The sequence below is a fragment of the Gemella haemolysans genome, from assembly GCF_901873445.1.
GTDB classification, from domain to species: Bacteria; Bacillota; Bacilli; order Staphylococcales; family Gemellaceae; genus Gemella; species Gemella haemolysans_C.
On sequence record NZ_CABFLN010000012.1, the window covers coordinates 1 to 13,934 of the forward strand.

Sequence of the window (13,934 nt, forward strand, 5' to 3'; positions counted from 1 at the left end):
ATCGAAGAAGGAACTCGTTTCTCAATTCGTGAAGGTGGACGTACTGTAGGTTCAGGTGTAACTTCAATCGTTAAATAATAATTGAATTGAAACACATAAAGCAAGGTGAAATTCACCTTGCTTTATGTGTTTCAATTCAATTATTATTTAACGATTGAAGTTACAACACCTGAACCTACAGTACGTCCACCTTCACGAATTGAGAAACGAGTTCCTTCTTCGATCGCGATTGGAGAAATAAGTTCTACATTGATTGATACGTTATCCCCAGGCATTACCATTTCAGTACCTTCTGGTAAAGTAACTACACCAGTTACGTCAGTAGTACGGAAGTAGAATTGAGGACGGTAGTTTGTGAAGAATGGAGTGTGACGTCCACCTTCTTCTTTAGATAATACGTACACGTCAGCTACGAATTGAGTGTGTGGAGTGATTGTTTTAGGAGCTGCTAAAACTTGTCCACGTTCGATATCTTCACGAGCAACACCACGTAATAATGCACCGATGTTATCTCCTGCTTCAGCGTAATCTAATAATTTACGGAACATCTCAACACCTGTTACAGTAGTTGAAGCTGGTTCTTCAGTTAATCCAACGATTTCTACTACGTCTCCAACTTTAACTTGTCCACGTTCAACACGTCCAGTAGCAACTGTACCACGACCTGTGATTGAGAATACGTCCTCAACTGGCATCATGAATGGTTTAGCGTTATCACGTTCTGGAGTTGGGATGTACTCGTCAACTGTTTCCATTAATTCGATGATAGCTTTTTCTGCATCAGCGTCTCCTTCAAGAGCTTTAAGAGCAGAACCTTTGATTACTGGTAGTTCATCTCCGTCGAATCCGTATTCAGATAATAGTTCACGAACTTCCATTTCAACTAATTCTAATAACTCTTCGTCATCAACCATATCACATTTGTTTAAGAATACAACGATTTTTGGTACTCCAACGTTACGAGATAATAGGATGTGCTCACGAGTTTGAGCCATTGGTCCATCTGTAGCAGCGATTACTAAGATAGCTCCGTCCATTTGAGCAGCACCAGTGATCATGTTTTTAACATAGTCAGCGTGTCCTGGGCAGTCTACGTGTGCGTAGTGACGTTTTGGAGTTTCATACTCGATGTGAGAAGTGTTGATTGTGATACCACGTTCTCTTTCTTCTGGTGCGTTATCGATTGAAGCGTAGTCTTTAGCTTCTCCACCATAAGTTTTTGCTAATACAGTAGCGATAGCTGCTGTTAAAGTAGTTTTACCGTGGTCAACGTGACCAATTGTTCCAATGTTAGCATGTGTTTTACTACGGTCAAATTTTTCTTTTGCCATTTTAAAAATGTCTCCTTCAAGTTAATAAAATTTTATTTTTTTTAATTAGTCACATAGCATTCTATGATAACTATATTTTATAATGTTACAACAAAAATTGCAACTATAAAGAATAATTTTTATTATCCTTTATTTTTTTTGATGATTTCTTCAGAAATTGATTTAGGTACTTCTTCGTAATGATCGAATACCATTGAGTAAGTACCACGTCCTTGAGTTGAAGAACGTAGAGAAGTTGCATATCCGAACATTTCAGATAATGGTACTGAAGCACTTACTACTTGAGCGTTACCACGAGCTTCCATACCTTCAACACGTCCACGACGTGAAGTGATATCTCCCATGATGTCTCCTAAGTATTCTTCAGGCATAACAACTTCAACTTTCATGATTGGTTCTAAGATTACTGGGTTACATTTTTTAGCAGCTTCTTTAAGAGCTAATGATGCAGCAACTTTGAACGCCATTTCAGATGAATCGACATCGTGGTATGATCCATCGAATAATTTAGCTTTAACGTCGATTAATTCGTATCCAGCTAATACCCCGTTTGCCATAGAGTCTTTTAATCCTGCTTCTACTGCTGGGATGTATTCACGTGGAACTACCCCACCAACGATAGCATTTTCGAATTCAAATCCTGCACCTGGCTCATTTGGAGTGAACTCAATCCATACGTCCCCGTATTGTCCACGTCCACCAGATTGACGAGTGAATTTACCCTGTACTTGTGCAGCTTGTTTGAATGTTTCACGGTAAGATACCATTGGAGCACCTACTGTACATTCAACTTTGAATTCACGACGCATACGGTCAACGATGATGTCTAAGTGAAGCTCACCCATACCTGCGATGATAACTTGTCCAGTTTCTTCGTCAGTTCCAGCACGGAATGTTGGGTCTTCTTCTTGTAGTTTTTGTAATGCTGTAGCCATTTTATCTTGGTCAGCTTTTGATTTTGGTTCAACAGAAAGTTGGATAACTGGTTCTGGGAATTCCATTGATTCAAGAATAACTTCGTTTTTCTCGTCACAAAGTGTGTCCCCAGTAGTAGTATCTTTAAGACCAACAGCTGCAGCGATATCACCAGCGTAAACTTCAGCGATTTCGTTACGAGTGTTAGCGTGCATTTGTAGGATACGTCCTACACGTTCACGTTTACCTTTAGTTGAGTTTTTAACGTATGAACCAGATGATAAGATACCTGAGTACACACGGAAGAAAGTAAGTTTCCCTACGAATGGGTCAGTCATAACTTTGAAAGCTAGGGCTGCGAATGGCTCTTCATCAGAAGAGTGTCTTTCTGTTTCTTCATCAGTGTTTGGATCGATACCTTTAATAGCTGGTACATCTAGTGGAGATGGTAAGTAGTCAACTACTGCATCTAACATAGGTTGTACCCCTTTATATTTGAAGGCTGATCCACATACTACAGGGAAGAATTCTACTGATAAAGTAGCTTTACGGATTGCAGCTTTAAGCTCGTCAATTGTAATTTCTTCTCCACCTAAGTATTTTTCCATGAAGTCTTCATCGAATTCTGCAACAGCTTCGATAAGTTTTTCACGGTATTCTTCAGCTTGATCTTGGTATTCAGCTGGGATTTCTTTTTCAACAAGATTTTCCCCAACGCTACCTTCGTTGTAGATAGCTTTCATCTCAACAAGGTCGATTACACCTTCGAATAAATCTTCAGCTCCGATTGGAAGTTGAATTGGGTGTGCGTTAGCTTGTAATCTGTCGTGGATTGTTCCTACAGAGTATAGGAAGTCAGCTCCTGTTTTATCCATTTTGTTAACGAATACAATACGAGGAACTCCATAAGTTGTAGCTTGACGCCAAACTGTTTCTGTTTGTGGTTCAACACCTGATTGCGCATCTAATACTGCTACTGATCCATCAAGTACACGAAGTGAACGTTCAACCTCAACTGTAAAGTCTACGTGTCCCGGTGTATCGATGATGTTGATACGGTGGTTTTTCCACTCAGCAGTTGTTGCAGCAGATGTAATAGTGATACCACGTTCTTGTTCTTGTTCCATCCAGTCCATTTGAGAGTTACCATCGTGAGTATCTCCGATTTTGTGGATTTTCCCAGTATAGAACAGAATACGCTCAGTAGCAGTTGTTTTACCTGCGTCAATGTGAGCCATGATACCGATATTACGAGTATCTTTTAAAGAAAATGCTCTAGTCATGAGTCAATTTTCTCCTTTCATAAATTTTTAAATGTTTTGAGTAATTTGTCTTTTATAGTGAAAAACTCAAGCTATAAAATAGCTTGATATTCACCCTATAATTACCAACGATAGTGAGCAAATGCTTTGTTAGCTTCAGCCATTTTGTGAGTATCTTCACGTTTCTTAACAGCTGAACCAGTGTTATTTGCTGCGTCTAAAATTTCATTAGCTAAACGTTGTTCCATAGTTTTTTCTCCTCTTAAACGAGAATAGTTAACTAACCAACGTAGACCTAATGTAGTTCTTCTTTCAGCACGTACTTCTACTGGTACTTGGTAGTTAGAACCACCAACACGACGAGCACGAACTTCAAGAACTGGCATAATGTTGTTTAATGCTTCTTCGAAAACTTCCATAGCATCACGTCCTGATTTTTCTTTAATTAAATCAAACGCTGAATATAAAATTCTTTGTGCTGTACCGCGTTTCCCATCTAGCATTAATTTGTTAATCAATTTTGTAACTAATTTTGAGTTATAAATTGGATCTGGCAAAACGTCACGTTTTGCAACTGGACCTTTACGTGGCATAGTGTCTGCCTCCTTTCACGAATTCTTTTTATCAAATTTTTATCTTATATTATTTTTTCTCTTTTGGTTTTTTAGCACCGTATAGTGAACGTCCTTGTTTACGGTCGTTAACTCCTGCAGTATCTAAAGCTCCACGGATGATGTGGTAACGTACCCCTGGTAAGTCTTTTACACGTCCTCCACGAATAAGTACAACACTGTGTTCTTGTAGGTTGTGTCCGATACCTGGGATATATGCTGTTACTTCGATTTGGTTTGATAAACGAACACGTGCATATTTACGTAAAGCTGAGTTAGGTTTTTTAGGTGTCATAGTCCCAACACGAGTACAAACTCCACGTTTTTGAGGTGAAGAAATGTTAGTTTCTTTCTTTCTTTGAGAGTTGTAACCTTTGTTAAGTGCTGGTGAATCTGATTTCGATACTTTTGATTTACGAGGTTTACGAACTAATTGGTTAATAGTTGGCATTTTCCTGATTTCCTCCTTCCCTGTTTATTTGTGAATCACCTATCCAGGTGTATCACATTTTTAAATTTTTTATAAGCCTTAGTGGCTTTACACAGAGTGCCGTAACACTCACGTACTAAATAATACCACTTTTATTTTTTCTTGTCAACACTTTTTTAAAATTTTTTTATATCTTTTTTACTTGTCATTATCACATTCTATTTTCACACTTAACCAGGTGTATCATTTTCAACTTATAAATAAACACTTCCAGGTGTATCATATATAGAGTTTTAGCTAACTTTTCCAGGTGTTCCACATACGAACTACAAAATTATGTTTTTATATATATATTTCTTTTATCATAATTATAGAAATAATTTATCCATCCCTCTTGTTGAATAAATCGATTTCAAGTATAATATAGCTATAGATAACATTGGAGGGATACTTATGATAAACATTAAAAATCTTACCGTAAAATTTGATACAAAGTGTGCTGTTGATGATTTAAGTTTTACAATCAATGATGGAGAAATATTCGGACTTATCGGACATAACGGAGCTGGTAAGTCTACTACAATCAAATCTCTAGTTAGTATATTAGAACCTACTTCAGGAGAGATTTACTTCAATGACCTACTTTTAAAAAATAATAGATTAGAATGTAAAAAACAAATTGGCTATGTTCCCGATACTCCTGATATGTTTCTTACATTATCAGCCTTTGAATATTGGTCTTTAGTCGCTAGCATATATGAAATCGATAATAAAACAAGAGATGATATTCTTAATAGGTACTGCAAATTATTTAATATGGCAGGAGTTGAGCATCAAGAAATTAGTTCTTTTTCTCACGGTATGCGACAAAAAGTATTTGTAATTGGTGCATTATTATCAGAACCTAAATTCTGGATTATGGATGAACCGATGACTGGATTAGATCCACAAGCTGCATTTGACTTGAAAAATTTGATGAAAGAACATGCCTCTAAAGGAAATAGTGTTCTATTCTCTACTCATGTCTTGGAGGTTGCTGAACATCTGTGCGATAGAATAGGTATCCTCAGCAAAGGAAAACTAGTTTTTATCGGTACACTTAACGAGCTTAAAGAACAATTTGAGGGAGATAATTTAGAAGAAATTTATCTTAATATAGTAAAAAATTCAAATTCAAATATTTTAGGTGGTGATTAAATATGAGATTTAGTGTAATAAAAGAGTTATTCTTAACAAATCTTCTTTATAGTTTTTCACCTCAAAGAATAAAATACAGAAAAAAACTTAGTGAAAAGAACGATATAAGACATAATCTTTTTAAAAATGTATTAATGATGAATTTTTTCAATTTCTTACATATTTTATTTTTATTTTCAATATTTTCTCGTGGTTTTAACTTTTCTGGACCGGGATATCGAAATATACTTTTCTTTATTTTATTATTAGTGTTTATTCAGATTTTAAATAATTTTATCAATATGTTTTACGAAAGTGATGATACATTAGCAATTATTCACTTACCTGTTACAGGCTCTGAAATATTTTTTAGTAAATTGTTTACTCTACTTTCACAAGTTATTAGTAATTTTACTCCTTTAATAGTTATAAACTTGATTATTGGATTAAATGCAGAGTTTTCAATTCAAAAATTTTTCTTCGTATTAGTATATAGTTTTGCATTTATCATTACTTTAATATGTTCTATTATGACACTACTTTCATTTATTACTTATATCCCAAATTTTAAGAAGAATAAAGGGAAAGTTAATGCAGCTACAATATTAATTGCGTTGATATTCTTCACAGGATACATATTTAATTTTGCTCATACTTTTAAAAGTTTTGATTCTGATTATTCAGGAGATTTATTTTTAAATATACTCGTATTAGATATTTCTAAGACTTATACTTACTTAATAGTAGTTATTATCTTAGCACTTATTTCTTTCTTTACTACATATATATTTGTAATAAGAAAATATATGAAAGACTTATATAGAATATCTGGTAATACATACACATCTAGTTCTAAAGCTGTAAAAATTAAAGAAAATACTAATAGTACACCAACTACACTATTTTCTAAACTAATTAAGAGAAATGTAAAACTATTGTTAAACAGTACAATTTCCACAACTGTATTTACTAATCTTATAATTACACTTGGTATATTTGTAATTCCGATTATAGAAATTAGAAAGCACGGAGGTATTACACTACCACCTATATTCTATCCAGTAGCTATGACTATAGGATTTACATTAGCATTGTACATTAATTCCAATCCTATGAATTTTACAAGTATAGCAATATCACTAGAAAAACAAGATTACTATTTTTTAAAATCTCTTCCTTTTGATTTCAAAAAATACCTAAAAATTAAATTAGCAATCGCCACTTGTTTACAACTTAGCTTTGGATTATTTGCTCTGATTATGATGTTAATTATAACTAAAACACCAATCTTATTAGCAATTGTAACAATAATATCTTATATTATTTCAAGTATTGTCTTTTCATTCTATAGTTATACAAGCGACTATAAAAAATTATATCTAAACTGGAACACTATCACAGATTTAGCTAATCGTAGTTCGATAAATCAAGTCCTATTAACTATTTTAGCTTTCGGAGTTATTCTATTATTAGTACTACTTAATGTAGCGACATTCTTCTTAATTGCTATGGTTCCATCATCAGCAAATATAGTAGGAATAATATATTCTCTAATACTAATTATATTGTTGATTTTTGCAACAAGAAAATTAAGAAAAAATGTTTTTGATAAAATATATTCATAAACAGTGTGAGTGACTCAAAAATCGATTTTGAGTCACTCTCTCTTTTATATTATTCTATTCCCCTATAATAATCACTGTCTATTTCTCTATAAGGAGCTATATCCTGAACGTATTCTAATACTCCTTGAAATTCACCATTTTCATCATAAACACCTGCATAAGTGACATGAACAAACTTCCCTCTTGATTCGGATTTGAACCACATTTCATACTTGTCTTTTTTCCTATCGCTCAAGTTCTTCATTATAGTTTTAACTTTCTCTAGATACTTCGGTGGATGACATAGTTCAACATTTCTTCCTACCTGTCCTGGCGTACGTTTGAATATCATCTCTTCTTCTGAACAATGATCATTGTAATATTGAAAAACTTCGTCTTTATTAACAAAGGTAATTTCCATTGGCAGATGATTTAATATCAAATCAATTTGATTTAATGATAGATAACCATTTCCGATTTTCTGAGGTGTATCTCTATTGAAAGTTTCTGTTTTAACTTCTTTCGGTTTATAGGTAATAGTAAACTCTCCTTCAGGAGTTTGTATTACTTTCGTTAATTCCCCTTCTGTAGGTTCTATTACTTCACTATCAACGCTAGTAATTTGCGTTTCAAAATCTTCTCTATGAGGTATCCACTCTTCTTGAGGTCGAATTATTGCATAACCATAAGCATCGCTATCCTTAGCAATACTTAACCAATCGTCTTGAGTAAATGTTTCTAATAATATCATCAGAAGAATCGACTCTTCCTTAAAGATCATTTCCTCAAATTCTTTAACAAAAACTTCAAACTTTTCTTTGACGACAGTTATCTCTGCATTAGGTAGTTTTTCCGCTTCTTCTTTAGCAAGTTTGAACAAATCTCTTATTTCATCATCAACACCCCACATAACCTTAGGTGGTGCATCATGTCCATATCTCTCCATTATAGGAAACATAAGTTCTTCTTTGCGTTTATAATGAATATCAAATTGCCCTAATAATTGCAACTGACGAAGTAATCCTTTTAAAACTGCTTCTTTAGTTTCACCATCATCAAGATTAGCATAATTATCTAAAATTCGACGAACTCGAATAATTGCAGCTCTTAAAGCTAAATTTTCTTGTTTAAACACTTGAACTGGATGTCCTGGATGCTCACTATCTTCAACTTCTACAGTTTTTATCGCACCTTTAAACAAATTAGCATGTACATTACATAACTTCATTACATCTTCAAAAGTTACGCCAGAATCTGAATTCATAAGCTCATGCTCCATTAAAGATATCTCAATAGCAGATACTCCAGAAAAATGCTCATTGAATTCATCTTGAACAGATTCTGCAGATTCACCTTTATGAAGTCGTAGTAGTATGTCGCGTAAAACTTCAATTCTCTTTGTAGCCATTAGTCTAATCCTACCACTTCATACCCGTTAGCTTCTAATGTAGCAATAATTTTTTCAAGTTTAATTCCTGCTAGCTTCGAACCCATTCTAAGTGAAGTCTTTCTACCTACAGTATTTCTCATAATCGGATTAGCCAAAGGCTTAAACCCTAAATCTACTAAAATATCCAACACTTCTGGGTGTTTATCAACAACTTGTGCAACTGGTATACTCACATCAATAATATTATCCATTTCTCATTACCTCACTACCTTATATTATTAATATAATTATATCATAAGCCATTGATAATCGCTATCAAATTAAAAATGATAATATAAAAAGATGTATCTTAAAACTTTCATCTAAGCTACATCTTTAATAATACTTTATATACTTTATTTCTTTTAATTTAACTTAGAGTCACACTTAAAAACTAGACACTATACTAAAAAATATAATATAATAAACATAAAGAGAAAGAGTTTTAATCAGAATGAAACTGACCAAAAAGTCCTAAAATTTAACAAAGTTCATACTCATAGACGCAGTGGTTTATTGATATCTAAATTCGCTTTAGAAAAAACTTTTTATATATCTAATGAACTGTGCGGGGTTGACTCTACAAAATCTTGTTTCTCCAAAATCACGATTTTTGAATCACTTCCATGCTATTCCATATCAAAGTGTGTCAAGAAAATATGGAAACTGTCTTTAAATTATCAATAAAAATAGCTTGAAAATATTAAAAAAAAATGCTAGAATGTAAATAAGGTATAGCACTAGAATGTACTGCGGACTTCTAGTAGCGTAAGCACGGTTTACATTTATTTGTAAGCCGTGTTTTATTTTATATGAAAGAGGTGAGAAATATGGGAAAACCTTTTAGAACAATAGATCAACAAATTGACTTATTAGAAAAAAGAAATTTAAAATTTAAAGATAAAGAAAAAGCAAGAGAAATATTATTAAAAAATAATTATTATAACCTTATTAATAATTACAGTAAATTTATGATAAATAGTTTTAATAGCTATGAAGATAATACTTATTTTGAAAATATCCTTATGGTACAAAATCTAGATAGAGAACTAAAGAAAATATTATTTGAATATCTTACTGAAATAGAAAGTATATTTAAGGCTATGTTAATTTATGAATATTGTAACAAGTATCAAGAAGAATATGCATTTTTAAATGTAAGGAACTATGATAAGAAAAACTTATCTTCTGCATTTAGTGTAATTAGTACATACACAAATATAATTAATTTTTACAGTAATGATAAAAAAGCTAATGCTATCAAACATTATATAAATAACCACAATGATGTTCCTTTATGGGTATTATCTAGCTTTTTAACTTTAGGACAAAGTATATATTTTTATAATACATTAACTCCTACATTGAAATATAGAATAGTGAGAAATCATATAAATAAAAACTTATCTTCTAAGGATAAAATTATTAGATTAGATGTATCTGTATTTTCATCTATACTTGAAAACATTAGACAAATTAGAAATGTGGTAGCTCATAACAATAGATTAATTAATTTTAAATGTAAAAATAACATAAAATACATTAATGGATTACATAATCAAGACAAAAGAGAATCTAGACAAACAGTATATAGTACAATTTTAACTTTTAAATGTTTTTTTAACATTATCGAATACACTAACTTAAAAGATCGATTAGTTTTACTGATAGAAAAATTTTATAACAGTATGGATAATAAAAATCATGCTACTAAGGTATTGGATTCGTTAGGTTTCCCCAGTGAATTGTATTTAAAATAGGAAAACTCTAAGAAGATAATTAGCAGTACTTAAAATTATATAAAATACTTGGATAAATAGTTGTTGTACTAAAAAATATAGTAGCATGAGATTACACAAACATTACTATATCAATGTTTTATACCCTCACTTGAAATCACAAATTGTTTGAATATCTTTAAAAAATTCTAATTTTTGATGGAAATAAATTATATTAACCTTCCTATATTTCTAAATTAATCGTACTTGACAAAGAGCCAATATAAAAAGATGTAACTTAAAACTTTCCTCTAAGCTACATCATTAATATTACTTTATAAATTTTATTTCTTCGAAACTAATCTCAATATGATAAAGAACTTTTATTATAAATTATTTCTCCACTCAAGAAGTTTTTCTACATCTTCTTGTTTGATATAATCACTTGCTACCGCTTCTTCGATTAAGTAGTTATAGTTAGTTAATGTGTGGTACTCTACTTTATCTGCTGCAAAGGCATCTTGTGCTTTCTTAAGCTCGTAACTAAATATCGCCACAACTCCTAGAACTACTGCACCAGCTTCCTCTAATGCTTTAGCAACTTTTAATGAAGATAGTCCAGTTGAGATTAAGTCTTCAATAATAACAACTTTTTGACCTTCTAGTAATCTACCTTCGATTTGATTTGTTTTCCCGTGCTTTTTAGCCGAATCTCTCACGTAAATCATAGGTAAGTCTAGTACTTCACTTACCCATGCAGCGTGTGGAATACCTGCTGTCGCTGTCCCAGCAACTACTTCTACTTCTGGGAATTTGGCTTTAATTACTTCACTCATACCAGTTGCTATTTCACGACGAATCGCAGGGTATGACATTGTAATTCTGTTATCACAGTAAATTGGTGATTTTATTCCAGATGTCCAAGTGAAATAATCATTTGGTCTTAATGCTACTGCTTCAATATCTAATAAGTGTTTTGCTATTTTTCTTTCTAACGCCATGTTCTTCTCCTTTATGTTAGCTGTATATTTAATATTATTTTACGAATTGACTTTTAATTAGTTTATAAACTTCAAGTGGATTTTCTGATTTAGTTATAGAACGCCCAACCACGATATGTGTACTTCCTTCTTCGTTAGCAACAGTTGGAGTTGCTACACGTTTTTGATCTCCTACTTCATCTGTTTCTAATCTTATTCCTGGAGTTACTTTTAAGAAGTTATCTCCACAGTTTTCTCTAATTAATCGTGCTTCCCAAACTGATGAAACTACTCCATCAAGTTCTGCTTTTTTAGCTAGTTTAGCATAATTTATGACACTTTCCTCTAAAGATACAGCAATTAGTTGCTCGTCTTTCATCGCTTCTTCTGATGTTGAAGTTAATTGTGTTATTGCTATTACATTAGTGTCTACACTACCACCTTCAACCATTCCTCGTTTTGCTGCTTTTAGCATTTCATAGCCTCCTGCAGCATGTACTGTAAGAATATCAACTTTGAATTTCGCTAATCCTTTTGTTGCACCATAAACTGTATTAGGAATATCATGTAGTTTAAGATCTAAGAATATCTTATGTCCTAATTCTTTAATTTTTTCAATAACAACAGGTCCATTTTGTAGGTACAATTCCATCCCTACTTTTACAAATAATTTTTCTTCACCAAATTTTTCTAAAAAACTTAAAGTATCTTCCAAAGTTGGAAAGTCTAACGCTATTATTACATCTTTATTCATAATATTTCTCCTTTTTATTTATATGCACGACCACGAAGTTCTAGTATATGTTCTACACCTAGTTCATCAAGTGCCGCTTCTAACTTATCGATAATTTTTGGACAAGCATATGGGTCTGCAAAATTTGCTGTTCCCACAGCTACTGCACTCGCTCCAGCAGAGATAAAGTCGATTACATCCCACTCATCCATAATTCCTCCCATACCTATAATAGGAATGTTTACAGCTTGGCTCACCTGATAAACCATTCTTATAGCTACAGGTTTTACTGCTGGTCCTGATAATCCACCCGTTACATTGGCTATAATTGGTTTTCCAGTCTTTTTATCTAACCTTACCCCTACTAAAGTATTTATCATTGTAATACCATCAGCTCCACCTTCTTCAACTGCTTTTGCCATGGCTACAATATCGGTAACATTAGGTGAAAGTTTCACATAAACAGGTACGCTAGATACTTCTTTAACTTTTCTAGTTAAGTTTTTAGCTGTTTCAGGATCTGTTCCAAACTGAATCCCACCATGTTTTACATTTGGACAAGATATATTTAATTCCAATGCATGAACATTTGGCGCTTTACTTATATGCTCCGCTACATAGACATAATCATCTATCTCACTTCCTGCCACATTAGCAATAATAGGAACATCATATTTTTCTAATTCTTTTAATTTGGTTTCTAATATTTCATGAACTCCTGGATTTTGTAATCCTATTGCATTTAACATACCACTAGAAGTTTCAGCGACACGTGGTGTAGGATTTCCAAAACGCGGTTCTTTAGTGGCTGCCTTAATCATGATTGCACCAAGTTTACTTAGATCATAAAAGTTAGCATATTCTAAACCAAATGCAAAGCATCCTGATGCTGGCATTACAGGATTTTTTAAATCTAATCCTGGTAATTTTACTCGTAATCTTTCGCTCATAAATTCCTCCTATAATGCTATTTCTTTCGAATCATAAACAGGTCCATCGTAACATACACGTGAGATCGAACCATCGATTTTTTCACAAACACATGCATAACATGCTCCAACTCCACAAGCCATTCTCTCTTCTAAAGAAATATATCCCATCTTTTCTTCATCCATCTTAGTTAATGCTTTTAACATAGCAAATGGACCACAACTATAATACTTATCATAGTCAACTTCATAATTTTTTATAACATCAGTAACAAAACCTTTTTCTCCGTAACTTCCATCAGCTGTAGCAACATAAGTTGTACCAAGCTCTGCAAATTTTTCTTCATAAAACACATCTTTCACATTATTAAAACCTAAAATATGTACAGTGTTTACCCCTTGTTTTCTAAATTGCTTTGCCAGTTCATATAACGGTGGAACTCCAATTCCTCCACCTACTAGCAACGCAGTTTGCCCTTTTTCTAGCGTATAAACATCATATCCTTTTCCTAATGGTCCTAATACATCTACTAAATCACCTGCTTCTAATTCAGATATTTTCTTAGTACCTGCTCCATCTGCTCTGTAGACCATGACAAATGTATTTTTTTCTTTATTAATTTCACAAATTGAAATTGGTCTTCTTAATAAAAACTCATAGCTGTTGCTAACTTTAATATTTACGAATTGTCCTGGTGTATTCATTTCTTCAACTACATCTCCTTGTAGTTCAATTCTAAATATTTTATCTGCTACTTGTTCATTACTGATTACTGTTGCTAAATAAGTATCCATCTACACACTCCTTCTCATGAA

General features: G+C 32.7%; 13 protein-coding genes. 3 read left to right on the top strand and 10 right to left on the bottom strand.

Annotated elements, in window-relative coordinates:
• Positions 1–143: 143 nt before the first annotated feature.
• From tuf to rpsL, 4 genes are all read right to left on the bottom strand, one after another.
• Positions 144–1,331, bottom strand: coding sequence for an elongation factor Tu (gene tuf / locus JX287_RS01665; RefSeq protein ID WP_048802541.1), 1,188 nt, complete (start codon positions 1,329–1,331; stop codon positions 144–146).
• Between the two features lie 122 nt (positions 1,332–1,453).
• Complete coding sequence (gene fusA / locus JX287_RS01670) at positions 1,454–3,529, bottom strand: elongation factor G (RefSeq protein ID WP_204641494.1); 2,076 nt, start codon at positions 3,527–3,529, stop codon at positions 1,454–1,456.
• A gap of 101 nt (positions 3,530–3,630) precedes the next feature.
• Positions 3,631–4,101, bottom strand: coding sequence for a 30S ribosomal protein S7 (gene rpsG / locus JX287_RS01675; RefSeq protein ID WP_003144697.1), 471 nt, complete (start codon positions 4,099–4,101; stop codon positions 3,631–3,633).
• A 49-nt stretch (positions 4,102–4,150) separates the two neighbouring features.
• The gene (rpsL, locus tag JX287_RS01680) at positions 4,151–4,570 is read right to left on the bottom strand and encodes a 30S ribosomal protein S12 (protein ID WP_003146927.1); all 420 of its coding nucleotides are present in this window, start codon (positions 4,568–4,570) and stop codon (positions 4,151–4,153) included.
• A gap of 432 nt (positions 4,571–5,002) precedes the next feature.
• Here rpsL and JX287_RS01685 point away from each other — a divergent pair, with 432 nt between their 5' ends.
• Together JX287_RS01685 and JX287_RS01690 are read left to right on the top strand one after the other, a co-directional pair.
• A complete protein-coding gene (locus JX287_RS01685; protein WP_204641495.1) occupies positions 5,003–5,746 on the top strand; it encodes an ABC transporter ATP-binding protein in 744 nt (247 codons plus the stop codon).
• A 281-nt stretch (positions 5,747–6,027) separates the two neighbouring features.
• Positions 6,028–7,350, top strand: coding sequence for a hypothetical protein (locus JX287_RS01690; RefSeq protein ID WP_239650305.1), 1,323 nt, complete (start codon positions 6,028–6,030; stop codon positions 7,348–7,350).
• Between the two features lie 49 nt (positions 7,351–7,399).
• On the opposite strand, the gene JX287_RS01695 is transcribed toward JX287_RS01690, so the two are convergent.
• Entirely contained in the window at positions 7,400–8,737 is a 1,338-nt protein-coding gene (locus JX287_RS01695) for a DUF438 domain-containing protein (RefSeq protein WP_204641497.1), read from the bottom strand.
• Entirely contained in the window at positions 8,737–8,970 is a 234-nt protein-coding gene (locus JX287_RS01700; RefSeq protein ID WP_204641498.1) for a DUF1858 domain-containing protein, read from the bottom strand. The genes JX287_RS01695 and JX287_RS01700 overlap by 1 nt, the downstream gene beginning before the upstream one ends.
• 618 nt (positions 8,971–9,588) lie before the next feature.
• Here JX287_RS01700 and JX287_RS01705 point away from each other — a divergent pair.
• Positions 9,589–10,518, top strand: coding sequence for an Abi family protein (locus JX287_RS01705; RefSeq protein ID WP_204641499.1), 930 nt, complete (start codon positions 9,589–9,591; stop codon positions 10,516–10,518).
• Between the two features lie 344 nt (positions 10,519–10,862).
• Here JX287_RS01705 and pyrE read toward each other — a convergent pair whose 3' ends face one another.
• From pyrE to JX287_RS01725, 4 genes are read right to left on the bottom strand one after another with little or no spacing between them, the layout of a single operon-like run.
• On the bottom strand, positions 10,863–11,477 hold the full coding sequence (gene pyrE, locus JX287_RS01710; RefSeq protein WP_204641500.1) for an orotate phosphoribosyltransferase: 615 nt from the start codon (positions 11,475–11,477) through the stop codon (positions 10,863–10,865).
• 34 nt (positions 11,478–11,511) lie between these two features.
• Complete coding sequence (pyrF, locus tag JX287_RS01715; RefSeq protein ID WP_204641501.1) at positions 11,512–12,210, bottom strand: orotidine-5'-phosphate decarboxylase; 699 nt, start codon at positions 12,208–12,210, stop codon at positions 11,512–11,514.
• Between the two features lie 14 nt (positions 12,211–12,224).
• Positions 12,225–13,139, bottom strand: coding sequence for a dihydroorotate dehydrogenase (locus JX287_RS01720; protein ID WP_102170187.1), 915 nt, complete (start codon positions 13,137–13,139; stop codon positions 12,225–12,227).
• A 9-nt stretch (positions 13,140–13,148) separates the two neighbouring features.
• Positions 13,149–13,913: a dihydroorotate dehydrogenase electron transfer subunit gene (locus JX287_RS01725; RefSeq protein WP_204641502.1), complete on the bottom strand. Its 765-nt coding sequence runs from the start codon at positions 13,911–13,913 to the stop codon at positions 13,149–13,151.
• Positions 13,914–13,934: the final 21 nt, after the last annotated feature.